At 64.4% G+C, this 23,188-nt stretch carries 22 protein-coding genes; 5 read left to right on the top strand and 17 right to left on the bottom strand.

The window, feature by feature from the left end:
- Positions 1-3: 3 nt before the first annotated feature.
- Both R3F72_RS01750 and folM read left to right on the top strand, forming a co-directional pair.
- Positions 4-822 carry an FAD-binding oxidoreductase gene (locus R3F72_RS01750; protein ID WP_087717654.1) on the top strand — a complete coding sequence of 273 codons (819 nt, stop codon included), beginning with the start codon at positions 4-6 and terminating at the stop codon, positions 820-822.
- The gene (gene folM / locus R3F72_RS01745) at positions 819-1,511 is read left to right on the top strand and encodes a dihydromonapterin reductase (protein ID WP_087717655.1); all 693 of its coding nucleotides are present in this window, start codon (positions 819-821) and stop codon (positions 1,509-1,511) included. The genes R3F72_RS01750 and folM overlap by 4 nt, the downstream gene beginning before the upstream one ends.
- 16 nt (positions 1,512-1,527) lie before the next feature.
- Here the strand turns inward: folM and R3F72_RS01740 are convergent, their stop codons facing one another.
- Together R3F72_RS01740 and R3F72_RS01735 are read right to left on the bottom strand one after the other, a co-directional pair.
- Positions 1,528-2,235, bottom strand: a complete 708-nt coding sequence (locus tag R3F72_RS01740) for an anti-sigma factor (RefSeq protein ID WP_303853146.1) — start codon at positions 2,233-2,235, stop codon at positions 1,528-1,530.
- The gene (locus tag R3F72_RS01735) at positions 2,214-2,768 is read right to left on the bottom strand and encodes a sigma-70 family RNA polymerase sigma factor (protein ID WP_276233241.1); all 555 of its coding nucleotides are present in this window, start codon (positions 2,766-2,768) and stop codon (positions 2,214-2,216) included. Before R3F72_RS01735 ends, R3F72_RS01740 begins: the two co-directional genes overlap by 22 nt.
- Before the next feature lie 234 nt (positions 2,769-3,002).
- Here R3F72_RS01735 and R3F72_RS01730 point away from each other — a divergent pair, with 234 nt between their 5' ends.
- From R3F72_RS01730 to R3F72_RS01720, 3 genes are all read left to right on the top strand, one after another.
- Positions 3,003-3,128 (top strand): hypothetical protein, encoded by a 126-nt coding sequence (locus R3F72_RS01730; protein ID WP_256961000.1) that lies wholly within the window; start codon positions 3,003-3,005, stop codon positions 3,126-3,128.
- A gap of 130 nt (positions 3,129-3,258) precedes the next feature.
- Positions 3,259-4,335 (top strand): 3-deoxy-7-phosphoheptulonate synthase, encoded by a 1,077-nt coding sequence (locus R3F72_RS01725; RefSeq protein ID WP_332778783.1) that lies wholly within the window; start codon positions 3,259-3,261, stop codon positions 4,333-4,335.
- Between the two features lie 98 nt (positions 4,336-4,433).
- Complete coding sequence (locus R3F72_RS01720; protein WP_332778782.1) at positions 4,434-6,569, top strand: PhoX family protein; 2,136 nt, start codon at positions 4,434-4,436, stop codon at positions 6,567-6,569.
- Positions 6,570-6,677: 108 nt separating this feature from the next.
- On the opposite strand, the gene ppk1 is transcribed toward R3F72_RS01720, so the two are convergent.
- The 15 genes from ppk1 to R3F72_RS01645 form a co-directional block, all read right to left on the bottom strand.
- Positions 6,678-8,906, bottom strand: coding sequence for a polyphosphate kinase 1 (ppk1, locus tag R3F72_RS01715; protein ID WP_332778781.1), 2,229 nt, complete (start codon positions 8,904-8,906; stop codon positions 6,678-6,680).
- A gap of 39 nt (positions 8,907-8,945) precedes the next feature.
- Positions 8,946-9,953 carry a porphobilinogen synthase gene (hemB, locus tag R3F72_RS01710; RefSeq protein ID WP_087717661.1) on the bottom strand — a complete coding sequence of 336 codons (1,008 nt, stop codon included), beginning with the start codon at positions 9,951-9,953 and terminating at the stop codon, positions 8,946-8,948.
- Between the two features lie 204 nt (positions 9,954-10,157).
- On the bottom strand, positions 10,158-10,931 hold the full coding sequence (tatC, locus tag R3F72_RS01705; protein WP_087717662.1) for a twin-arginine translocase subunit TatC: 774 nt from the start codon (positions 10,929-10,931) through the stop codon (positions 10,158-10,160).
- Positions 10,928-11,356, bottom strand: a complete 429-nt coding sequence (gene tatB / locus R3F72_RS01700; protein ID WP_087717663.1) for a Sec-independent protein translocase protein TatB — start codon at positions 11,354-11,356, stop codon at positions 10,928-10,930. Before tatB ends, tatC begins: the two co-directional genes overlap by 4 nt.
- A 5-nt stretch (positions 11,357-11,361) precedes the next feature.
- Positions 11,362-11,643 (bottom strand): Sec-independent protein translocase subunit TatA, encoded by a 282-nt coding sequence (gene tatA, locus R3F72_RS01695; RefSeq protein WP_071231840.1) that lies wholly within the window; start codon positions 11,641-11,643, stop codon positions 11,362-11,364.
- Positions 11,644-11,682: 39 nt separating this feature from the next.
- On the bottom strand, positions 11,683-12,024 hold the full coding sequence (locus R3F72_RS01690) for a phosphoribosyl-ATP diphosphatase (RefSeq protein ID WP_087717664.1): 342 nt from the start codon (positions 12,022-12,024) through the stop codon (positions 11,683-11,685).
- Positions 12,025-12,156: 132 nt separating this feature from the next.
- A complete protein-coding gene (gene ubiB, locus R3F72_RS01685; protein WP_332778780.1) occupies positions 12,157-13,779 on the bottom strand; it encodes a ubiquinone biosynthesis regulatory protein kinase UbiB in 1,623 nt (540 codons plus the stop codon).
- On the bottom strand, positions 13,776-14,399 hold the full coding sequence (locus R3F72_RS01680; protein WP_332778779.1) for a ubiquinone biosynthesis accessory factor UbiJ: 624 nt from the start codon (positions 14,397-14,399) through the stop codon (positions 13,776-13,778). Before R3F72_RS01680 ends, ubiB begins: the two co-directional genes overlap by 4 nt.
- An 11-nt stretch (positions 14,400-14,410) precedes the next feature.
- Positions 14,411-15,157: a bifunctional demethylmenaquinone methyltransferase/2-methoxy-6-polyprenyl-1,4-benzoquinol methylase UbiE gene (gene ubiE, locus R3F72_RS01675; RefSeq protein ID WP_087717826.1), complete on the bottom strand. Its 747-nt coding sequence runs from the start codon at positions 15,155-15,157 to the stop codon at positions 14,411-14,413.
- Positions 15,158-15,401: 244 nt separating this feature from the next.
- Positions 15,402-15,785 carry a DUF971 domain-containing protein gene (locus R3F72_RS01670; RefSeq protein WP_303853130.1) on the bottom strand — a complete coding sequence of 128 codons (384 nt, stop codon included), beginning with the start codon at positions 15,783-15,785 and terminating at the stop codon, positions 15,402-15,404.
- 139 nt (positions 15,786-15,924) lie between these two features.
- Entirely contained in the window at positions 15,925-17,301 is a 1,377-nt protein-coding gene (hslU, locus tag R3F72_RS01665; RefSeq protein WP_332778778.1) for an ATP-dependent protease ATPase subunit HslU, read from the bottom strand.
- Between the two features lie 15 nt (positions 17,302-17,316).
- Positions 17,317-17,835: an ATP-dependent protease subunit HslV gene (gene hslV / locus R3F72_RS01660; RefSeq protein ID WP_303856887.1), complete on the bottom strand. Its 519-nt coding sequence runs from the start codon at positions 17,833-17,835 to the stop codon at positions 17,317-17,319.
- 300 nt (positions 17,836-18,135) lie between these two features.
- On the bottom strand, positions 18,136-18,834 hold the full coding sequence (locus R3F72_RS01655) for an SPOR domain-containing protein (protein WP_332778777.1): 699 nt from the start codon (positions 18,832-18,834) through the stop codon (positions 18,136-18,138).
- Between the two features lie 3 nt (positions 18,835-18,837).
- Complete coding sequence (argS, locus tag R3F72_RS01650; protein ID WP_087717670.1) at positions 18,838-20,523, bottom strand: arginine--tRNA ligase; 1,686 nt, start codon at positions 20,521-20,523, stop codon at positions 18,838-18,840.
- Positions 20,524-20,818: 295 nt separating this feature from the next.
- The gene (locus R3F72_RS01645) at positions 20,819-23,068 is read right to left on the bottom strand and encodes a primosomal protein N' (protein ID WP_332778776.1); all 2,250 of its coding nucleotides are present in this window, start codon (positions 23,066-23,068) and stop codon (positions 20,819-20,821) included.
- Positions 23,069-23,188: the final 120 nt, after the last annotated feature.

Below are 23,188 nucleotides of genomic sequence, written 5' to 3'. Positions count from 1 at the left end.
AACATGACGGTCAGAACGTTGACCTGCCAGGTGGAAACCGTCGAGGATCTGACGCCCGATGTGTTCCGGGTCGTGCTCGAAGGGCGTGCCGAGGCGATTGCCCATGCGCCCGGGCAGTATCTCGAACTGGAACTGCATGAAGAGACCTGGGTGCCGTTCTCGATCGCCTGCGCCGAAACCGGCGACGGCCGTCTGGAGCTGCACATTCAGCATTGGCCGGAACGCACCCACTCGGCGCGCCTGCGGGAGCTGCTGACCCATCGCAATCGGCTGTCGGTCCGGCTGCCCAGCGGCGAGTGCACGCTACCTGCAGGCCGTTCGGAGCCGCTGCTGCTGATCGCCGCCGGTACCGGCTTTGCCCAGCTCAAGGCCATCGTCGAAGCCGCCCTGACCGAGAATCCCGAACGGGACATCTCGATCTGGTGGGCCGTGCGCGAGCGCCGCGATCTCTATGCCGAAACCCTGGCGCGGGAATGGGCCCAGGCGTATGCGAACGTTCGTTTTCACGCTGTGGTCGAAACCCCGGAGGCCGCGCTCGAGGCGCTGCCCGGCGTGCGCTGGCACACCGGGCGTATCGATGAGGTGCTGGCATCGCAGCTGGATACGTTGGCAGGCGTCGAGATCTACCTCGCCGGATCTCCCGGCATGGTCTATGCCTGCGTGGATACGCTGGCCCCGTTGGGGCTGGTCGAATCGCAGGTCCATTCGGACGTCTTCAGCTATGCGCCGCGGGTGCCGTTTCTGCCACTGCCGGAGAGCGACCCGGATCAGGCGCCGTTGGCCCCGGGCGAGATCGCCTCGTCCCCGGAGAAGAAGTCGTGAGCCAATCCCCGATCCTGATCACCGGTGGCACTCAACGCCTTGGGCTGCACTGTGCCGAGCGGCTGCTCGACGACGGCCATCCGGTGATCGTCACCTATCGCCGCGAGCGGGAGTCGCTGTCGGCGCTACGGGAGCGTGGCGCGGTGACGCTGGCGGCGGACTTTGCCACCGAAGCCGGTATTCTCGACTTCATCGCCCGGCTGCGGGATAACACCGCGAGTCTGCGCGCCATCATTCACAACGCTGGGGAGTGGTTGTCGGACCCCGGTCCCGAGGCGGCCGGCGAAACCTTCGAGCGTCTGTTCCGGGTCAACATGCAGGCGCCGTATCTGATCAATATCCATGCCCGCAGCCTGCTGGACGCCTGCCAGGAGCCGCAGCGCGACATCGTGCATATCACCGACAGCGTAGTACAGCGGGGCGCGGCGGGGCAGTCCGCCTACGCCGCCACCAAGGCCGGGCTGGAAAGCCTGACCCGGTCGTTCGCCGCCCAGTTCGCGCCCACGATCCAGGTCAACGCCATCGCGCCCGGTCTGGTGATGCTCGCCGAGGGCGACGACGTGGATGGCGGCCGCGACCGGCGCGTGCCGGGGCCAGGGGTGATCTACCAGACCCTGCGTTACCTGCTCGACAATGACTTCGTCACCGGCACGATAATGCCGGTTGACGGCGGCAGCCACCTGGGCTGAAAGCGCCGCGATTCGTCTATAGCGAGACGGTGCTGTTGCGAATCTGTACCAGTTTGCCTTCGTCGATCACGGGGCCGGATGGCTTGCCTCCCGGCGCGCCGGAGCTCGGCTCCATGCTGACGGCGAAATCGGCGGTCTTCATCAGGCCCAGCATCTTGGCGGGCAACTGCATGGTGGCCTGGCCCTGAACCGGCAACATGCCTAGCGAAACCGGCGTACCGTTCTCCATCATCCACAGCTCGCCACCCTTGCCTGCGGGCATCGGGCCGGGTTTGACCGCCTGAACCATCATCTTGCCGTCGAGGGTGGCGTTGATAATCCAGGCCGGCTGGCCGCTGGCGTGGTTGATCACGAAGACATATTCACCGGGCATCATCGCCGGCTCCCGTGGCGTCAGCGCGATCACTGCCAGAACCAGCGCCGCCGCCGTCGCGAAACCGCTGAACGCCCGCCAGAAGCCGAGACGCTGCAGCAGGCCCACTCTCAGCCCCAGGCGCGCGACAATGCCGGACCACAGATGGCCGGGCGGCGTCACCGGTTCCAGCTGCTGGTTGAAGATCTGCAGGTGCTCCCGCCAGGCATCGACGCTACGCTGCAGATCCGTGCTGACCGCCAGCAATGCCTCGAACTCGGCGCGCTGGTCTCGATCCAGCGTACCGAGAACGTACTCTCCGGCGGCCAGCTCGCGCGCTTCGGGGTCGCTCAAGTCAAACGTGTCATGCATGCCTTCAACCTCTCGAGGCCTCTGCGGACCCAGCTCTTGACGGTTCCCAACGGCGTGGTGAGATGCGATGCCAGATCTTGATGGGTCAATCCTTCGAAAAATGCGAGCTCGAGCACCTGGCGCTGTTGCGCCGTCAATTCGGTCAGGCACTGCTGCAGCGATTCCGCCTGCTGATTGATGTCGCTCTCGCTCTCGACATCGGATTCGCCGGGCAGTGAATCGATGATCGCTTCGCTATCGGCTTCCTGGGGGCGCTGACGCCGGAGCCAGTCGATGCCGATGTTGCGCGTGAGGGTCGAAAGCCAGGTCATCGGGCGGGCGCGGGAAGCATCGTACTGTCCGGCCACCTGCCATACCCGCAGGTAGACCAGTTGCAGGCAGTCCTGCGCGGCCGCTTCCTGCCGAACGATACGCAATAGCTGGGCGTATAGATGCGGACTGGTCGCGCGGTAGAGCTTCTCGAAAGCGAGACCATCGCCACGGGCGCTGGCGTGAAGATTGTCGATCAGCACGTCATGAGGTGGGTAGGCCATGAAAGTCCTTGGAATCCTTTCTTTTTCTGATTTCCCAGTCTCGTCAACGGGCGAGAACAAGTAAAGCTCGGCGGCTCGTCGGCCAGCGTTTGCCTCAAAAGACTTGTCAAAAAGCGCCGGGGCGTTAGGATAGAGACACGATTTAGCGACATCACGTCTTTCGTGACGAATGATGTTTGCGAACGCTTGCGCTTGCGAAAGAACGTCTTCGAAAGAACGTCTGCGAGAAAGACCATGACCGAACGCCTCGATTCACGTTTCATCGACACCGCCAACGCCGTTGGCGGTGCGATGACGTTTGCGTTCTTCGGTTATGGCTATTGGTTTAGGACTGGCGTGCCCGCCGGTTGGTCAACATGACCTGAACCCGCGAGGCACGCCCGGAACTGGGCTGCCTCCTCGCATCAAGAACCCCCGGATGGCAGGCCCACCCGGGGGTTCTCGCGTTTTCGGGTCTCAATTCTTGAACATCACCTGGAATGAGATCGTTATGGACGCTGCCACATCCGAATTGAAGCCGGCCCTATCGACACCGGCATCATCATCTTCCATCAGAGCGCTGCCATTGCCGACGGCGCAGGAACTGCGCCGGCAGCTGCCGGTGAGCGCGGCACTGGAGGCCCGGATCGCCGCGAGCCGCGAGGCCATACGGGCCATCCTCGAAGGCGAGGACGATCGCCTGCTGGTCGTGACCGGCCCCTGTTCGGTGCACGACCCTGCCGCGGCGCTGGAGTATGCCGAGCGTCTGGCGGCACTCAATGAGGCGGTGGGAGACCGGCTTTTGCTGGTGATGCGCGTCTACGTCGAGAAGCCGCGGACCACCGTCGGCTGGAAAGGGCTGGCCTACGACCCTCACCTCGACGGCAGCGACGACATGGCCGCGGGCCTGGCCATGGCGAGACGGCTGATGCGCGATATCGCCGAACTGGGCCTGCCGGTCGCGACGGAGCTGCTACAGCCGATGGCTGGGGCCTACTTCGATGATCTGCTGAGCTGGGTGGCGATCGGCGCGCGGACCACCGAGTCCCAGATTCACCGTGAACTCGCCAGCGGGCTGGCGGCGGCGGTCGGATTCAAGAACGGCACTCAGGGCAATGTCGATGTCGCCATCGCCGCCATGCAATCGGCGGCCCATTCGCATCGCCACTTCGGTGTGACCGCCGATGGCAGCCCGGCGATGATCGAAACGCCGGGCAATGCCGCCACCCATCTGGTGCTTCGCGGTGGCCGCAACGGGCCCAACCATGATGCCGAGAACGTGGCTGCCAGCCGCCGGGCGATGACGCAGGCCGGGCTCGAGGCGAGGATCATGGTCGACTGCAGCCACGCTAACTCGAACAAGGACCACCGGCGTCAGACGGAGGTTCTCTACGATGTGCTGGAACAGCGCATGGCCGGTGATCGCAGCCTGATCGGCGTGATGCTCGAAAGCCACCTGTTCGAAGGCAAGCAGGCGCTCAATCCCGCGGCGCTGCGCTATGGCGTGTCGATCACCGACGCCTGCCTGGGCTGGGAGACCACCGAACAGCTGTTGCTGCGTGCGGCGGAGCGGCTTGGTCAGGCCTGAACCGTGTCCCCGGCGGTCGCCGGGGGGACATCATCTCGTCATATTCCCGGCTTAGCCTCGTCACGACGAGCAATCCGTGACGAGTCAGGGAGATAAACATGAGCCGGGATGTCGAAGATCATCGAATTCACAACAACAGCCAGAATCTGCCTTTCGGTGAGGTTGTCGAGCGCCATCTTTCGCGTCGCCAGATTCTCCAGGGTGGCCTGGGGCTGGCCGCGCTTTCCATGATGGGAGGGTTCGGGCTCGGCGGCAGCAATGGTGCCTGGGCCCAGAACAAGACGCCGCTGGCGCTGGCCTTCGAATCGATCAAGGGCTCGCACACCGATGCGGTCGTGGTGCCGCCCGGATATCGGGCACAGGTGCTGATTCCGTGGGGAACGCCGCTCAATGCCCGGGCCAGTGCCTGGCAGAAGGATCTCGCCATGACCCCCGAGCAGCAGGCGAACAGCGTGGGCATGCATCATGACGGCATGCACGCCTTCCCCCTTGATGCGGAAAGTGGCTCGCGCCGTTTTCTGCTCGCGCTCAACAACGAGTACATCGATCAGGATGCCCTGTGGGCGCCCCAGGGTGGCCCGACCCAGCCGGACGGTGTGCGGCCGGCCGATGAGGTTCGCACCGAAATCAATGCCCACGGCGTCACCATCGTCGAGATCCGCCGCCAGGATGATGGCGGCTGGACGCATGTGGTCGACTCTCCCTACAACCGCCGGATCACGACCGCCACACCTATCATGCTGGCCGGGCCGGTCGCAGGCAGCGACTATGTCAGGACACGCTACTCGATCGACGGTACTCGAACGCGCGGCACCAACAACAACTGCGCCAATGGCTACACCCCCTGGGGAACTTACCTGACCTGCGAGGAAAACTGGCCGGAAGTCTTCGTCAATACCGGCGAGCGCTTCAGCGACGATGCCCGCCTGGGCTTGCCGACCGATCGCGGGCGCTACGGCTGGGAAACGGCGGCCGGCGATGGCGAGCAGGAAGACGAGTTCTCGCGTTTCGATGTCACGCCCCGGGTGGGCGAGGCGAGTGAAGACTATCGCAACGAAGCGCGGACCTTCGGCTACGTGGTCGAGATCGATCCGTATACCCAGGCCATGGCCGTCAAGCGCACGGCGCTGGGACGTTTCCGCCACGAGGGGTGCTGGCCCGGGCCGGTCCGCGCCGGCGAGCCGCTGACGTTCTACACCGGTCACGACTCGCGCAACGAATATATCTACAAGTTCGTCAGCGCCGCCAAGTGGGACCCCGCCGATGCCCCTCGGCCGGGCAACGAAGCGGATCGTCTGGCCATCGGCGGCAAATACCTCGATGAAGGCACGCTCTACGCGGCGCGCTTCGATGAAGACGGGCGAGGCGAGTGGCTGCCGCTGACGCCGGATGCGAAAACGCCATCCGGCCAGACGCTGGCCGCGGCGCTGGGCCTGGCGGCCGACGATACCGCCGGCATCATCATCCACACCTGTGACGCAGCCGACCTGATGGGCGCGACGCCGATGGATCGGCCGGAATGGTCGAGCGTGGACCCTGTCTCCGGCGAGGTCTACTTCACCTTGACCAACAACTCGAAACGCACGGCGGCGGATACCGAAGCCAGTTTCACCAACGACGGCACGGCGATCGATGCCGGCGGCGTGGGTTACGCCACGGCGCCCGCCAATGTCGCCAACCCGCGCGCCAACAACGAGAACGGACACATCATTCGCTGGCGCGAGCAGCCGGACAATCGCTTTGCCTGGGAGATCTTCGTGTTCGGCAGCGACGCCGGCGCAGGCGACAATCGCTCCGGCCTGACCGAGGACAACCAGTTCGCGAGTCCCGACGGCCTATGGTACGACGCGCGTGGCGAAGGGCAGGGCATTCTCTGGTTCCAGACGGACAACAGCGACAATGCCGTGGCCGAATACACCAACGATCAGCTGCTGGCGGTGGTGCCGGGCGCGCTTGGACAGCAGAACGCCAGTGGTGCCGGCTCGGTCATTGATGCCGCCAATCAGAGTCATCTCAAACGCTTCGCCGTGGGGCCGAATGGCTGTGAGGTGACCGGTATCTTCGCCACGCCGGACCGCACCGCGCTGTTCATCAATATCCAGCATCCCGGTAACTGGCCGGCGGATGGCGACGCCTTGGGCCAGGACGCCACCCGGGCCACGAACGGCCAGGTTCGCCCCCGCGCGGCGACGGTAGCGATCTGGAAGGAAGACGGCGGTCAGGTCGGCCTCTGATCGATCGAGAGCGGGCGCATGAAGAAGGCTGGATGCGAAAGCATCCAGCTTTTTTATCGAGTCATCAATTCATCCGGTCACCGCTATCGAACCATGAGATGACCGCGCTCACGCCTGGCTGGCGTAGGCGTAAAGCAGCGTCTCCTGAGCACTGATCGGCTCGGCATCGCCCGAGTCGCAGAGATGGTACTGACCCTCGGTGTCGAGTTCCCAGCTCTGGCAGTTGTCCAGTAGATAGGTGTCCAGATCCTTGCGCACCTGCTGAGCGACCTTCTTGTCCAGCAGCGGGAAGCAGGTCTCCACCCGATGGAACATGTTGCGCTCCATGGCGTCGGCGCTGGAACACCACACCTCGTGCTTGCCATCGTTGTGAAAGTAGTAGACGCGGGTATGCTCGAGGAAGCGACCGATGATCGAGCGTACCCGGAGATTGTCGGAGATACCCGGTATGCCGGGGCGGAGGCAGCACATGCCGCGAATGATCAGCTCGCAGGTCACGCCGGCCTGGGAAGCCCGATAGAGCGCGCGAATCAGCTTGGGCTCGGTGATCGCATTGCACTTGAGAACGAGCCTGGCCTTCTTGCCGCTCTCTGCCAGTTTGGCCTCGCGCTCGATCATCGCGATCAACGTCTTGTGCAGCGTGAATGGCGCATGCAGCAGCGTCTGGATCTTGCGTGGCTTCCCCATGCCGGAGAGCTGCTGGAACACCTTGTGCACGTCGTCGCACAGCGCCTCGTTGGCGGTCATCAAGCTGTAATCGGTGTACAGCTTGGCGGTCTTGGCGTGATAGTTGCCGGTGCCGAGATGGGCGTAGTGACGGAGCGTGCCTTTCTCGCGGCGCACGATGTGCATCATCTTGGCGTGGGTCTTGTAGGCCATCACGCCGTAGATAACGATGGCGCCGGCTTCCTGCAGCCGAGAGGCCAGGGCGAGATTGTCGGCCTCGTCGAAGCGCGCCCGCAGCTCGATGACGACGGTCACTTCCTTGCCGCCGCGCGCGGCCTCCACCAGTGCGCCGACGATCGACGAGTCGGCGCCGGTGCGATAGAGGGTCTGCTTGATGGCCAGCACGTCGGGATCCCGTGCCGCCTGCCGCAGCAGGTCCTCTACCGGGGTGAACGACTGGAAAGGATGATGCAGCAGGATGTCGCCCTGAAGAATGGCGGAGAACAGGTTGACCTCGCCGCGTAACGGCTTGGGCAGGCCGGGAGTGAAGGGGCGATAGCGCAGGTCGGGGCGTTGGACGTCGCCGAGTACCGCCATCATCCGGGTCAGGTTGACCGGACCGTTGACCCGATAGAGATCCTCCTCGCCCAGCTCGAACTGCTTGAGCAGGAAATCGATGAGGCTGTCGGGGCAGTTGTCGGCCACCTCCAGACGGACGCCGCTGCCGTAGCGTCTGGCCAGCAGCTCCCCACGCAGCGCGGAGGCCAGATCCGAGACTTCTTCGGGATCGACCGACAAATCGGCGTTGCGCGTCAGCCGGAACTGATAGCAGCCGCCCACTTCCATGCCGGGAAAGACCTCGTGGGCATGGGCGTGGATCATCGACGACAGGAAGACGTAGTCGGTGAAGCCCTCCTCGCAGAGCGCATCCGGCAGCCGGATCAGTCGCGGCAGCGAGCGCGGTGCGGGCAGGATCGCCATGCCGCCCTCGCGGCCGAAGGCATCGGTGCCATCGAGCTCGACGATGAAGTTGAGGCTCTTGTTGACCAGTCGCGGAAACGGGTGAGACGGGTCGAGCCCGATCGGACTGATGACCGGGGCGATCTCCTCCTCGAAATAGTCGGCAACCCAGGCCGCCTGCTCGGGTGTCCACTGGGCGCGGCGCCGGAAGCGTATCTTTTGCTCTTCCAGTGCCGGCACCAGCACATCGTTGAGAATGCGGTACTGGCGTTCCACCTGCTCGTGAGCGATACGTGACACCTCGCTCAGAACGCGAGCGGGCGTCATGCCGTCGGCACCGGTCTCCTCGCGAAACGAGGCAAGCTGATGCTTGAGCCCGGCCACGCGAATCTCGAAGAACTCATCGAGATTGGAGGAGAAGATCAGCAGGAACATCAGGCGGTCGAGTAGCGGATGCGAAGGGTCCAGAGACTGCTCGAGCACGCGGATATTGAACTGCAGGTGCGACAGCTCACGGTTGAAATAGAGCGCAGGGTCGTCGAGATCCGCCTGGGAGGAGGGCGTCTCCTTGGCATGGATGCCCTTGCGCGTACGGTTGACGCGCAAGGGTGTCGCATTGATCTCCTCCCCGCTAACCGATAATGGCGTATCGGTTGAGGCGGCGGGTGTATCGATAGTATTGGGCGTGTCTGGTGTGCCTGAGTCTGTCATCTAAAGTCTCCGGTACCGGGGCAGACACGCCCGCGGCCCTCAGGAATTGAGCAATTGTGCGGCGCGTTTGGCGAAATAGGTCAAGATCCCGTCGGCACCCGCGCGCTTGAAGCAGGTCAGCGACTCGAGAATCACGCTGTCGGCATCCAGCCAGCCCTTTTCGAAGGCGGCCATGTGCATGGCGTATTCGCCGCTGACCTGGTAGGCGAAGGTCGGGACACCGAAGGAGTCCTTCACGCGCTGGATGACGTCCAGATACGGCATGCCGGGCTTGACCATGACCATGTCGGCGCCTTCCTGAATATCCAGTGCCGTCTCATGCAGCGCTTCGTTGGTGTTGGCCGGATCCATCTGGTAGCTGAACTTGTCCGCCTTGCCCAGGTTGCCGCTGGAGCCGATGGCATCACGGAACGGGCCGTAATACTTCGAGGCGTACTTGGCCGAATAGGCCATGATCTGCGTCTCGTGCAGCCCCTCGCGTTCGAACGTGGCACGAATCTCGCCGATCCGGCCATCCATCATGTCGGAAGGCGAGATGACGTCTGCCCCGGCCTCGGCGTGGGACAGCGCCTGCTTGATCAGCGCCTCGATGGTGCGATCATTCATCAGATAGCCGTTCTCGTCCGGCACCCCGTCCTGACCATGGGTCGTGTAGGGGTCGAGCGCCACATCGGTGATGATGCCGAGATCCGGGAAGCGCTCGCGCAGCGCCCGAATCGCACGCTGGATCACTCCGTCCGGATTCCACGCTTCGGCACCGTCGCTGGTCTTCTTTTCCGCCGGCGTGAAGGGAAAGAGATCGATCGCCGGGATACCGAGTTCGACCAGCTCTTCGGTCTCGCGCAGCAGCTCGTCGATGGACAGACGCTCGACGCCCGGCATCGACGCGACCGGCTCGCGGCGCTTCTCGCCGTCGAGCACGAAGACGGGAAGAATCAGGTCGTCAGTCGTCAGTGTCGATTCTCTTGCCAGACGGCGGGAAAAGTCGCTCTTGCGTAGACGACGCAGGCGGGTGGCCGGGTACTGACGAGGAAGGTTGTAACGCATGAATGTCTCCACGGTGGACGGCGAACATGTCTTGCGGCACGTTCGCGGCGCCGGTAGCTACCCTACCGACGGCGAATGACAGAACGATGACAGTGGGTTCTATGCCTCAGTATAACAATCGTGAGGGCCGACAGGATGAGGGCGGTTGTCGCAGCGGCTTGTCACGAAAAGGCTGCGCGAACGGACCAGTGCTGCGCGAACGGATCAGTCCGCGCCGGTCGGATCTTCTGCGCGACGACGCTGGACGATACGGCCGAAGATGATGCCGACCTCGAACAGAAGCCACATGGGCACGGCCAGCAGGCTCTGCGAAATGATGTCCGGCGGGGTGAGCAGCATGCCGATGATGAAACAGATCAGAATCACATAAGGGCGCTTCTTGCTCAGGCTCTTCACGTCGGTGATCCCGGTCCAGATGACCAGGAAGGTGGCGATGGGAATCTCGAACGCCACACCGAAGGCGAAGAACATCTTCAGCACGAAATTGAGATAGGCGTTGATGTCCGTCATCACCGTGACATCCTGCGGCCCGGTATGCACGAAGAAGCTGAACAGCAGCGGGAACACGATATAGTAGGCGAAGGCGGCACCGCAGTAGAACAGCAGAATGCTGGAGGCGAGCAGCGGGAATGCCAGCGCTTTTTCGTGCTTGTAGAGCCCCGGTGCGATGAACGCCCAGGCCTGATAGAGAATGAACGGGATCGCGGCAAAGATCGCCACCACCATGGTCAGTTTGAAAGGCGCCAGGAACGGCGAGGTGACCTCGGTGGCGATCATCTTCGATCCCGTCGGCAACAGGGCCACTAGCGGGTCGGCGACGAAGCGGTAGATGTCGTTGGAGAACGCGTAGAGCCCGACGAAGATCACCACGACGACGATCACGGCCTTCATCAGCCTGGAGCGCAACTCTATCAAGTGCTCGATCAGTGGCGCCTGTGGCTGCTGTTCATCTGGCGGTGGAGAGGAGGCATCGCTCATCGGGAAGCCGAATCCTTGTCCGCGGGAAAGGAAGAAGGGGCAGCGGGGGGTGTCTCAGGGGACGACGACGGCTGCGGGTCGGCGTCGGAGGTTGCCCCGGCCGATTGGTGGTTGTTCCCGGAAGAAGGCGTCGGCGTCGAAGGAGACGAGCTGCCTTTCGAGTCGCTTTCGAAGTGCTTCTCGACGCCTCGGCGTGCCTGATTGATGCCCTCGTCCAGTTTCTTCTGCTGCTCGGCCAGTTTCTGGCGCAGCTCCTCGGCCTCGAGCTGGGAGGTGATCTCCCGCTGCATGGTCGAGACGCTGCGCTTGATCCGGCCGACCCAGAGGCCGGCGGTACGGGCTGCCTTGGGCAGGCGCTCCGGTCCCAGTACCAGCAAGCCCACGATGCCGATCAGCAGAAGTTCGAAGAAACCGATATCGAACATGTCGGTTACTTGCGCTCGGCCTTGTCGCTGGACGTCTGCGTCTCGTCGGCGCGGCTATCGAAGTTGCTGTCCTGGGTGGTGTGGTTCGCCGAGTCCTGGGAGTGGTTGATGCTATGCTGCGTCGTGCTCCCCTTCTTTTCGTCCTCGTCTTCACCGACGGCCTTCTTGAAGCCCTTGACGGCGCCGCCCAGGTCGCTGCCCACGTTGCGCAGTTTCTTGGTGCCGAAAATCAGGATGATGATCCCGAGGACGATCAACAGTTGCCAGATGCTAATCCCGCCCAGCATAACTTTCTCCTTACCGATGCGCGTTGGCGCGATGATGACTCATGAGTCTCGCTGGCGCGACGCCTTTTCGTCCAGCCCCGAAACGCCGAAGCGCCGGGCCAGTTCCGCCAGTACCTCACGGTGGTCGATATCGAGGTGCGACAGCATGACCAGACTGTGAAACCAGAGGTCGGCCACTTCGCCGACCAGATCCTGGCGGCTCTTTGCATTATCCGCCTCGACATCCTTGGCGGCAAGCAGCGTTTCCGTCGCTTCCTCGCCGACCTTTTCCAGGATCTTGTTGAGGCCTCGGTGATGCAGCTGCGCGACATAGGAACTGTCCGGGTCCGCGCTACGACGGGCGTCCAGTACCGCCGCCAGTTGCTCGAGAGTATCACTCATGAGATGACATTCCTGCTTCTGAGGCTAGATTGGCTTCGAGATTCGAGATTCGAGATTCGAGATTCGAGATTCGAGATTCGAGATTCGAGATTCGAGCTCGATGACTTCGACGTTCGGGTCATCATCATACACTCAGCGCCACGCCAGCAGCACTACGCCCAGGCCGGCCGCGATCAGCACCGGCCACGGTTGCTGTTCCGCCCACGCCAGCATCGGCTGCCAGGCCAGCGCCACGGCCAGCAGAACGGCGCCCAGGCGCAAACGCCTAGCGCGGGGGGCGGCTCGCTGAAAGCGGGCTTCCAGGCTCGTCAGCGCCTCGGTCTGCTGGCGGTTGAGCCGGCGCTGCTGCTCGCGGTCGGAAAGGGCCTGATGCGCGAGCACCGGCAGCTCCGGAATCTGATGCGCCAGTTCCGGCGCGTGCTTCTGCAGTGTCTTCCAGAAGCCCTTGGGCCCGGCGCGCTCGCGCATCCAGCGCTCGAGATAGGGCTTGGCCGTGCTCCACAGGTCCAGATCGGGATAGAGCTGGCGACCCAGGCCTTCGATGTTGAGCAGGGTTTTCTGCAGGAGTACCAGCTGTGGCTGGACTTCCATGTTGAAGCGCCGCGCGGTCTGAAACAGCCCCAGCAGCACCTGACCGAAAGAGATGTCTTTGAGCGGCTTCTCCAGAATCGGCTCGCAAACCGCGCGGATCGCCGAAGCGAACTCGTTGGCCCGCGTGCCTTCGCCGACCCAGCCGGATTCGATATGCAGCACCGCGACTTCGTAATAGTCCTGGCGGAAGAACGCGAGCAGGTTCCGCGCCAGGTAGTCCTGGTCTTCCCGGGTCAGGCTGCCGACGATGCCGCAATCGATGGCGATGTAACGGGGTTCGGTGGGGTTGTCCCGCGAGACGAAGATATTGCCGGGATGCATGTCGGCATGGAAGAAATTGTCGCGGAAGACCTGGGTGAAGAATATCTCCACACCACGCTCGGCCAGCTTCTTGAGATCGGTGCCCTGGGCGCGCAAGGCATCGATATCCGCCACCGGAATGCCGTTGATGCGCTCCTGGACCATGACCTGACGATGGGTCAGCGACCAGTGAATGGCGGGCACGTAGAGCAGCGGCGAGCTCTGGAAGTTGCGCTTGAGCTGCGAGGTGTTGGCAGCTTCCTTGTTGAGATCGAGCTCGTCGAACAGCGTCGCTTCGTAGTCCTGCACCACTTCCACCGGGCGGAGGCGACGCGCTTCGGGGATCCGGCGCATCAAGCGCGCGAAGGTGTACAGCAGGCCGATATCCTCGCGCATGATGCGATCGATACCGGGGCGAATGATCTTGACCACGACCTGCTCGCCGCTGTGCAGCTCGGCGGCGTGAACCTGGGCGATCGACGCCGAGGCCATCGGCTCGGTCTCGAACGCCGCGAATGCTTCCTCGACCGTCTGGCCCAGCTCGACCTCGACCATGGCGCGGGCGGTCTCGCCGGGGAAGGGGGGGACCTGATCCTGCAGCCGTTTGAGCTCGTCGGCGATATCCGGCGGCAGCAGATCGCGGCGCGTCGACAGCATCTGGCCGAACTTGACGAAGATCGGGCCCAGCGATTCCAGCGCCAGACGTAACCGCTTGCCGCGCGAATGGTCGCCGATCGGGATCAGGCGAACGGGAGCAAAGCGCCACAGCCAGCGAATGACTGGTGGCAGGCGCTCCTGGGGAACCAGGCTGTCGAGACGATAACGGGAGACGGTCCAGGCGATGCGAAATAGCCGCAAACTCATGAATGGGACTCCCGACGACGTTGGAGCCGAGCCACTCTGGCGCCGAGGCGATCGACGGCTTGCTGGAGTTCGGTCAGGTGGTCGCGGGCTACGGCCAACTGGTCACGTCCCGCCAGCCAGCGCCGCTCCTCGAACAGATATTCACGCATGTCCTGTTGCCATTCGTTGGCCAGAAAACGGGCCTGACGGTCGAGATGACGGATGCCGCTGGCCACGCCGTGCGCGGTGCCATTGCCCAGGATGCTGGACAATGCGCCTTCCCAGTCGATGTCGAGATCCATGAACAGGGTCTGGATTGGAGTCAACAGCCCCGTCTGGCCGGTAACCGGCAATTGCCCGCTGAACAGCAGGCGCTCGGGCGAGTCGCCCGCCATCAGACGGGTGACGACGTCTCGGGTGACGGTGATTTCGAGATCGTCCGCGTCGTGCCAGTCATGCACGCGCCCCAGCGTGACGCCATCGTCATGAAAGGCCACGCGCAGTCCGAGCCGGGCATCGGCGAAGACCAGGCGTAGGGTATGGCCGGCCAGCGCCGCCAGCCGGGCGGGCGATACGGGGTCACGTCGCAGCAGCGTGTTCAGCGAGCGCTCCAGCGCGACCAGGGCGAATGTATCCAGCATGACGCCAGCCCTCAGAGCTTGATGCCGCGGTGGAGCGCGACGATGCCGCCGGTCATGTTGGTATATTCGACGCGCTCCAGTCCGGCAGCCTGCATCATGCCCTTGAGCGTTTCCTGATCGGGATGCATGCGGATCGACTCCGCCAGATAGCGATAGCTGTCGGCGTCGTTGGCCACCAGCCGGCCCATCTGCGGCAGCAGGCGGAAGGAGTACTGGTCGTAGGCTTTCGACAGCAGGCCGTTGACCGGCTTGGAGAATTCCAGCACCAGCAGGCGTCCGCCCGGCTTGAGAACCCGCGCCATTGAACGCAGCGCTGCGTCCTTGTCGGTGACGTTGCGCAGGCCGAAGGCGATGGTGATGCAGTGAAAGCTGTTGTCCGGAAACGGCAGGCTTTCGGCGTTGGCCTGCACGTATTTGACGTTGTCGCCGACACCGTGGTCGATCAGCTTGTCGCGTCCCACGCGCAGCATGGATTCGTTGATGTCGGCGAGAATGACGCGGCCACTGGGGCCGACCCGTTTCGCGAATTGGCGGGTCAGATCGCCGGTGCCGCCGGCGATGTCGAGAACGCGGTGGCCCTGGCGAACGCCGCTGCGCTCGAGCGTCAACTGCTTCCAGAGACGATGGATACCGAACGACATCAGGTCGTTCATGACATCGTAACGCGCGGCCACCGAGTGGAAAACGTCCGCCACGCGGGCGGCTTTCTCGTCGATCGCTACTTTCTCGTAGCCGAAGTCGGTCGTGCGCTTGTCCATGTGCTTTTCTCCGAGATGACGCGAGCGGCGATCGTGCGCCATTGGGCGGTGATGTCGCTGTCTGGGCGGTGTGCTGCCAGGCGGCTCGAGCGGGTGCGAAAGGCACGCCCGCGGCCGGGGTAAATCGATGTGAATCGACCGAGTCCGCATTGTAGCGTCTGGTCGCAAACTTGTCTTTGCGCATCATGACGCGCCAAAAGAAGACGGCGGCCCGTTGGCCGCCGTCATGCTCAAGGGTCTGGCATCAGACCTGATGGATCTGGATCACGCTGGCCTCACGCGAAGCGCCGGCGCGCTGCAGGCGGGCGAGATAGTCCTCCCACCAGGCTTGCCGATGAGTCGCCATGTCGTAGAGATATTCCCAGGTGTAAAGCCCGGTATTGTGTCCATCGTCGAAATGCAGCTTCAACGCGTAGCGACCGGCCTGGGAGATATCCAGCAGCCCGACGTGGCGCTTGCCCGTCTGCAGCACGGCTTCGCTGGGATGATGACCCTGGACTTCCGCCGAGGGCGAATAGACGCGCAACAGCTCGATCGGCAAGCGATAGCTTTCGCCATCGGGGTAGCCAAGCTCGAGCTCGCGATCGCCCTTGTGGTAGTGAACGCGGTTGGGAACGGGGGCAGGCATTGGAAGACTCCTAGCTTCGACCGCGCCGGAGTTGGGGCGCGATAGAGAGTAGCTTCGAGTGAAGCCGCTTGTCGATGCGACAAGCGGCGGTCATCGTTTCGCGGCTCGCGGCTCGCGGCTCGCGGCTCGCGGCTCCTCGTCAGAGGATATACCGCGACAGGTCTTCGTCCACCGCCAGTTCACCGAGCTTCTCGTTGACATAGTCGGCGTCGATGACCAGCGGGCTGGCGAAGTCGCCGCCCTGGAACGAGGCTTCCTCGAGCAGTCGCTCCATCACCGTGTGCAGGCGGCGGGCGCCGATGTTCTCGGTGCCGTCGTTGACCTGCCAGGCGATCTCGGCGATGCGGGAAATGCCGTCTTCGGTGAACTGGACTTCCAGCCCTTCGGTGCCGAGCAGTGCCCGGTACTGCTTGGTCAGCGCGGCCGACGGTTCGGTCAGGATGCGCTTGAAATCGTCCGGCGTCAGCGCCGTCAGCTCGACCCGGATCGGCAGGCGACCCTGCAGTTCCGGAATCAGATCCGACGGCTTGGAGAGGTGGAAGGCGCCGGAGGCGATGAACAGGATGTGGTCGGTACGCACCATGCCGTGCTTGGTGGAGACGGTGGAGCCCTCGATCAGCGGCAGCAGGTCACGCTGGACGCCCTCGCGGGAGACATCGCCGCCGCTGCCGGATTCGCCGCGCTTGGCGACCTTGTCGATCTCGTCGAGGAACACGATCCCGTTCTGTTCGACCGCTTCCAGCGCGCGCTGCTTGATCTCTTCCTCGTTGACCAGCTTGGCGGCTTCCTCGTCCTGCAACAGCTTCCAGGCGTCCTTGACCGCCACGCGGCGCGTCTCGGACTTCTGCTTGCCCATGTTGGCGAACAGGCTCTGGAGCTGGTTGGTCATCTCCTCCATGCCGGGCGGCGTCATGATGTCGACCCCCTGGCTGGCCGGTGTCACCTCGATGTCGATCTCCTTGTCGTCGAGCTGGCCTTCACGCAGCTTCTTGCGGAAGACCTGACGGGTAGAGGAGTCGTCGCGGCCGGCATCGTACTCGCTGCCCCGCGGGCGCGGCAGCAGGGCGTCGAGAATGCGGTCTTCTGCGGCATCCTGTGCCTTGTGGCGAACTTCGGTCTTGGCCTGCTCGCGCACCATCTTGATCGCCATTTCCATCAGGTCGCGAATGATCGATTCGACATCGCGGCCGACATAGCCGACTTCGGTGAACTTGGTCGCTTCGACCTTGAGGAAGGGGGCGCCGGCCAGCTTGGCCAGACGCCGCGCGATCTCGGTCTTGCCGACGCCGGTCGGGCCGATCATCAGGATGTTCTTGGGCACGATCTCGCCGCGCATGTTCTCGTCGAGACGCATCCGGCGCCAGCGGTTGCGCAGCGCGATGGCGACGGCACGCTTGGCGTCGTGCTGGCCGATGATGTACTGGTCGAGCGAATGGACGATCTCACGCGGCGTCATCGAAGACTGGGTCAGCGCCGGCTGCGTGCTGGCGGTTTCCTGGGAAGGAGTCTGAGACATGGGAATGGGGCCTCGTTACAGCTCTTCGAGCGTGATCTGGTGATTGGTGAAGACGCAGATGTCGGCGGCGATGTTGATCGACTTCTCGGTAATCTCGCGCGCGCTAAGATCGGTATTCTCGAGCAGTGCCCGCGCCGAGGCCTGGGCGAAGTGGCCGCCGGAGCCGATGGCGATGATGCCGCGCTCGGGTTCGACCACGTCGCCGTTGCCGGTGATGATCAGCGAGGCAGTCTTGTCGGCGACGGCCAGCATCGCTTCCAGGCGGCGCAGCGCGCGGTCGGTGCGCCACTCCTTCGCCAGCTCGACCGCGGCCTTGGTCAGATGCCCCTGGTACTTTTCGAGTTGAGCCTCGAAGCGCTCGAACAGGGTGAAGGCGTCGGCGGTGCCGCCAGCGAAACCGGCCAGAACCTGGCCGCGATGGAGACGGCGAACCTTGCTGGCATTGCCTTTCATTACCGTATTGCCCAGCGACACCTGGCCATCGCCGGCCAGGGCAACCTGATCGCCACGGCGCACGGATACGATTGTGGTCATGCAATTAACTCCCAATGGCGCGCCGTCAAGTCTGGCCGACGGCGCCGAAAAACCGGTGTCATCACGTCCGAATCAAAGATGACGGGTACGACGCGATGCAGCATGAATCATCAAGTGCGGGCAGGGCTTGCGGAAATCAAGCCATTGGGGCGTAACGGCGGGAAAGCGGCGAGGCACAACGGGGCAAATGGAAGGGAAGGACTGTGGAGAAAGCCGCGGACGCTGGACGGCCGGCAACGAGTGCCGGCCGTATTCGGTAACGTTCCCGCGAGCTTGTCGCAGGCGCCTGGCCTGCGGGCCTCAGTTCTGCAGGCGCAGCAGTAGCGGCTCGATGCCCTGGGTCACCATCAGATCCTGCGCACGCGAGAGCTCGCGCTTGTCCTCGTAGGGGCCGACCTGGACCCGGTGCCACAGCTGATCGCCGTTGGCGCGGACATCGGTGATCTTGGCCAGCAGGCCGAAGTCCTTGAGCCGGTTGGCCAGGCGCTCGGCGTCGCCGAGATCCCGGAACGAGGCGGCCTGCAGGACGTAGCGACCACCGCTGGGCGTCGGCTGCTTGGTCTGGTTCGCAGCATCGTCGGCGGCGGCTTCCCGAGTCGTCTTGGCGGTCGGTTCCGGTGCCGAACTGTCGCTGTTGGGCGCGATGACCTCCGTTTCCGGCAGCAGCGTGTAAAACTCGAATGTCGGGGTCGCCGGCGCCGACTGTTGGGTGCTGCTGGCGCCGCCCCCGCTCTGCTGGCCGTCGCTACCGCTGGTGGTCTGAGTGGAGGTCGGGCGGGGCACGACGGCAGCGACGGGCTCCGGCGAGGAGCGATCCAGATACTGCGACAGGGCGAAACCGGCGATCAGGCCGGCGATCGCCCACAGCCACCCCGGAATGCCGCCGAGACCACCGCCTTGACTGCTGTCGGATCGGCGCGGGCGAGCCTTCGTCGTCGCGCCTTTGGGCGAAGAACGAGAGGGGGACGGGCGGCTGTTCTGAGCGGGGCGGCGTGCCATGTCTTACATCTCCTCCGGGGCGCTGACGCCGAGTAGCGCCAATCCATTGCCGATGACCTGGCGTGTCGCCAGACCCAGTGCCAGGCGTGCGTTACGCAGCTCGGCATCGTCTACCATGACTTTCTGGGCGTTGTAGCAGGTGTGGAAGTCGCTGGCGAGCTCGGTCAGATACTGCGCGATCTGATGCGGCTCGCGGGTGCGGGCGGCGCGCTCGACGACATCAGGGTAGCGTGCCAGACGATTCATCAGCGCCTTCTCCTGGGACGCATCGAGACGTTCCAGGTTAGCCATCGCGACGGCGTGGTCGAAGGCGAGATCGTCGCTTTCCGCCTTGCGCAGCACGCTGCAGACGCGGGCATGAGCGTACTGAATGTAATAGACCGGATTATCGTTGGTCTGCGACCGTGCAAGATCGATATCGAACGTCAATTGGGAGTCGGCGCGTCGTGCGGCGAGGAAGTAGCGCGTGGCATCGCGGCCCACCTCGTCGATCAGGTCCCGCAGCGTGACGTAGCTGCCGGCACGCTTGGAGAGCTTGACCTCGACGCCGGAACGGGTCACCAGCACCATCTGATGCAGCACGTAGTCCGGCCAGCCCTGCGGGATGCCGGCTTCCAGCGCCTGCAGGCCGGCGCGCACACGGGTGACGGTCGAGTGGTGGTCGGCGCCCTGTTCGTCGATCACGGTAGTGAAGCCGCGCTGCCACTTGTTGTAGTGATAGGCGACATCGGGCACGAAGTAGGTGTAGTCGCCGTCGCTCTTGCGCATCACCCGATCCTTGTCGTCGCCAAAGTCGGTGGTGCGAAGCCAGAGCGCGCCGTCGGCCTCGTAGGTGTGCCCGCCGGATACCAGCGCTTCGACCGTCTCCTCGACCCGGCCTTCAGCGTACAGCGACGATTCCAGGAAATAGACGTCGAACTCGACCCCGAACGCCTTGAGGTCGAGATCCTGCTCGCGACGCAGGTAGGCCACGGCAAAGGCGCGGATGGCATCTTCGTCTTCCGGATCGGCCTTGGCGGTGACTTCGCGGTCGTCGGCGGTCACGGTTTCGCCGGCCAGATAGGCCTGGGCGACATCCTTGATGTAATCGCCGCGATAGCCGTCCTCGGGCCAGCCTTCGTCGTCGGGGCCGAGGCCGAGGGCGCGGGCCTTCACCGAGCGCATCAGGTTGTTGATCTGGGCGCCAGCGTCGTTGTAGTAGAACTCGCGGGTCACGTCGAAGCCGGTCGCTTCCAGCACCCGGCACAGGCAGTCGCCGATCGCTGCGCCACGGCCATGGCCGACATGCAACGGCCCGGTCGGGTTGGCGGAAACGAACTCGACCTGCACCTTTTCGCCGGCGCCGATCATGCTGCGACCGAAGGTGTCTCCGGCATCCAGGATCTGGCTGACGATGCCCGCAATGGCATCGGTCGCGGCAAAGAAGTTGATGAAGCCCGGCCCGGCGATCTCCGTCTTGCGGATCGCGTCGTTGTCGGGGAGGGCCGCGACCAGCTTGTCGGCGAGATCGCGCGGTTTGCAGCCGGCCGGCTTGGCGAGCACCAGTGCCAGATTGCTGGCGTAGTCGCCATGCGCCTTGTCGCGGGTCGGATCGACCTTGATCGCCGGACTCACGTCCGCCGGTAGATCGCCTGTCTGCTGCAGCTTGGCGATGGCGGCTTCGAGCAGTTCTGTAATCGTCTCTTTCATGGGTTACTTCGTAGTCGTGGGGCCTGGGCTTGGGGCTCTCGGCCCGACCCGGCGCGGGGTGCCGCGGATCTGGGCGTCGTGAACCTGCCGTCACGACGCGGGAAAAGGGCGGCCATTATCGGTGATTGCGGCATGGCTTTAAACCCTAACCACCGAGCTTCGAGCTTTGAGCTTTGAGCTTCGAGCTTCGAGCTTCGAGCTTCGAGCTTCGAGCTTCGAGCTTCGAGAAAGGGATTGCGAACTTCGTGAGTTGGCGAGGATCGTTTTCGCGGCACGCGGCACGCGGCACGCGGCTTCAACTCAACGTCATCGGGTCGATATCCAGCGACCAGCGGACGCGTCGCGAGGCGGCGTTCTCAAGCCAGCCGACCAGCCAGGCGCCGGCTTCGTGCAGGGCGCTGCGTTTTTCCGCCGACAGCATCAGTTGCAGGTGATACCGGTTCTGGCGCCGTTCCATGGGCGCCGGCACGGGGCCGAGACAGTGGACTGCCAGACGACGTTCGGCAAGCCAGGTTCGCACGGCATCACCGGCCGCGTCTGCGGTCTCGCGGGCGTCTTCCTCGCGGGTGGCTTCGAAACGCGCCAAGGCCAGATAGCGATAGGGCGGCAGCCCGGCCAGGCGTCGCTCTTCCAGCATCTGATAGGCCAGCGCGTCGTAGCCGCTATCCGCCAGCAGGCGCAGGTTCGGGTCGTCGGGATGCAGCGTCTGGACCAGCACGCGGCCGGCTCGGTCCGCCCGCCCGGCGCGTCCGGCCACCTGCACCAGTAGCTGGGCGCTCTGCTCGAGCGCGCGGAAGTCGCTGGCGTAGAGGCCGGCGTCGGCATTGACCACGACGACCAGTGTCACGTGGGGAAGATGGTGGCCCTTGGCCAGCATCTGGGTGCCCACCAGGAGGCTCGGTTCGCCGCGGCGGATCTCGGTCAGCAGCTGGTCGAACGCTTCCTTGCGCCGCGTGCTGTCCCGGTCGATGCGATAGACCGGGACGTCCGGAAACAGCGTAGTCAGCGTCTCCTCTGTGCGTTCGGTCCCGGCGCCGAGCGGCCTCAGGTCCGCACTGTCGCAGCTCGGGCAGGCGTCCGGCTGCGGCGTCTGGTGTTCGCAGTGATGGCAGACCAGCCTGGGCGGCTGGCGGTGCAGGGTCATGCGCGAGTCGCAGTGGCGGCATTCGGCGATCCAACCGCACTGGTGGCAGGCCAGCGAAGGCGAGAACCCGCGCCGGTTGATGAAGACCAGTACCTGCCCCTCGGCTTTCAGTGCCTGGCGGATGGCATCGATCACTGGCGGAATCAGGCCGCCCTGGCGCAGGCGGCCGCGCAGATCGACCAGCTCCAGCTTGGCCGGGGCATGACGACTGGCGCGCTGGGTCAGGCACAGGTGCCGGTAGCGGCCGCTGCGTGCCTGGGCCAGCGTTTCCAGCGATGGCGTCGCGCTTCCCAGCAGGATCGGCACCCCGTCGCGTTGCGCGCGGGCCATGGCCAGGTCGCGGGCGTGGTAGCGCAGGCCGTCCTGCTGCTTGAACGAGCCGTCGTGCTCTTCGTCGACGATGATCACGCCGGGCCTCGCCAGTGGCGTGAAGATGGCGGAGCGGGTGCCGATGATGATCGGAGCGCGTCCGCTGCGGGCGGCCTCCCAGGCATCCAGCCGCTCCAGGTCGGTCAGCCCGGAATGCAGTGCCACCACCGGCGCGCGAAAGCGCTTGCGAAAGCGCGATAGCGTCTGCGGTGTCAGGCCGATCTCCGGCACCAGTACCAGCGCTTGGCGGCCCTGTCCGAGCACGCCTTCGATCAGTTGCAGGTAGACCTCGGTCTTGCCGCTGCCGGTAACGCCATGGAGCAGGCAGGGGTGGAAGCGGTCCAGCCCTTCGTGTAACGCGGCCAATGCTGCCGACTGCTCGCGATTGAGCGGCAGGGCGGGTTCGGCCAGCAGCGCTCCCGACCACCCTTCGCCGGCGGTCAGCGGCTCCCGAATGCAGCCGATCAGCGCCTTGTCGAGCAGCCCCTGCAGTTGGGCGCGGGTGTAACCTTGTGCGGTTATTGCGGAGGTGATCATGCCGTGGCGATGCTGGGCCAGGAGCTTTACCAGTTCACGCTGGCGCGGCGCGCGGCCCAGTGCGTCGAGGGCGAGGGCTTCCGAGGTGTTCAGTTTCCAGCGTTCGCGAATCCGGGCCTCGAGCGGCCGCCCCTGGCGTAGCGGGCCGGGCAGGGCATGATGCAGCGTATCGCCCAGCGAATGCTGGTAGTAGCGGGCGGTGAACTGGCACAGCCATAGCCAGTCCGCCGGCAGTGGCTCGTCGTCGAGGCGCTCGGTGATCGGCTTGAGCTGATGGGCGGGCAGTTCGCTGTGCGTGGCGCATTCCATCACGATCCCGACCAGGTAGCGCCGGCCGAACGGGATCTTGACGCGCAGTCCCGGCCGCCACCCGCCAGCGGGCGGTTGACCGGCGGGACGATAGTCGAAGAGACGCCTCAGCGGCGTGGGAACGGCAACGCGAAGAATCCGAGGGGGCGGTGGCGCGCTCTCGGGGGCGATACTGGAATCTGCCAATTGGCCTCCATGAAGAGTTCTGATAAAATACGCCGCCTTCCGACGTAGGGTGCGTCTCTTATCCGTGGTACAGTTATCGCCTGGCGATGCTGACTACGGGATTCCAGGCGGGCCGGTCGC

It is taken from the genome of Salinicola sp. 4072, assembly GCF_036663415.1.
GTDB lineage: Bacteria > Pseudomonadota > Gammaproteobacteria > Pseudomonadales > Halomonadaceae > Salinicola > Salinicola salarius_A.
This window is presented reverse-complemented; position numbering and strand designations above follow the sequence as displayed.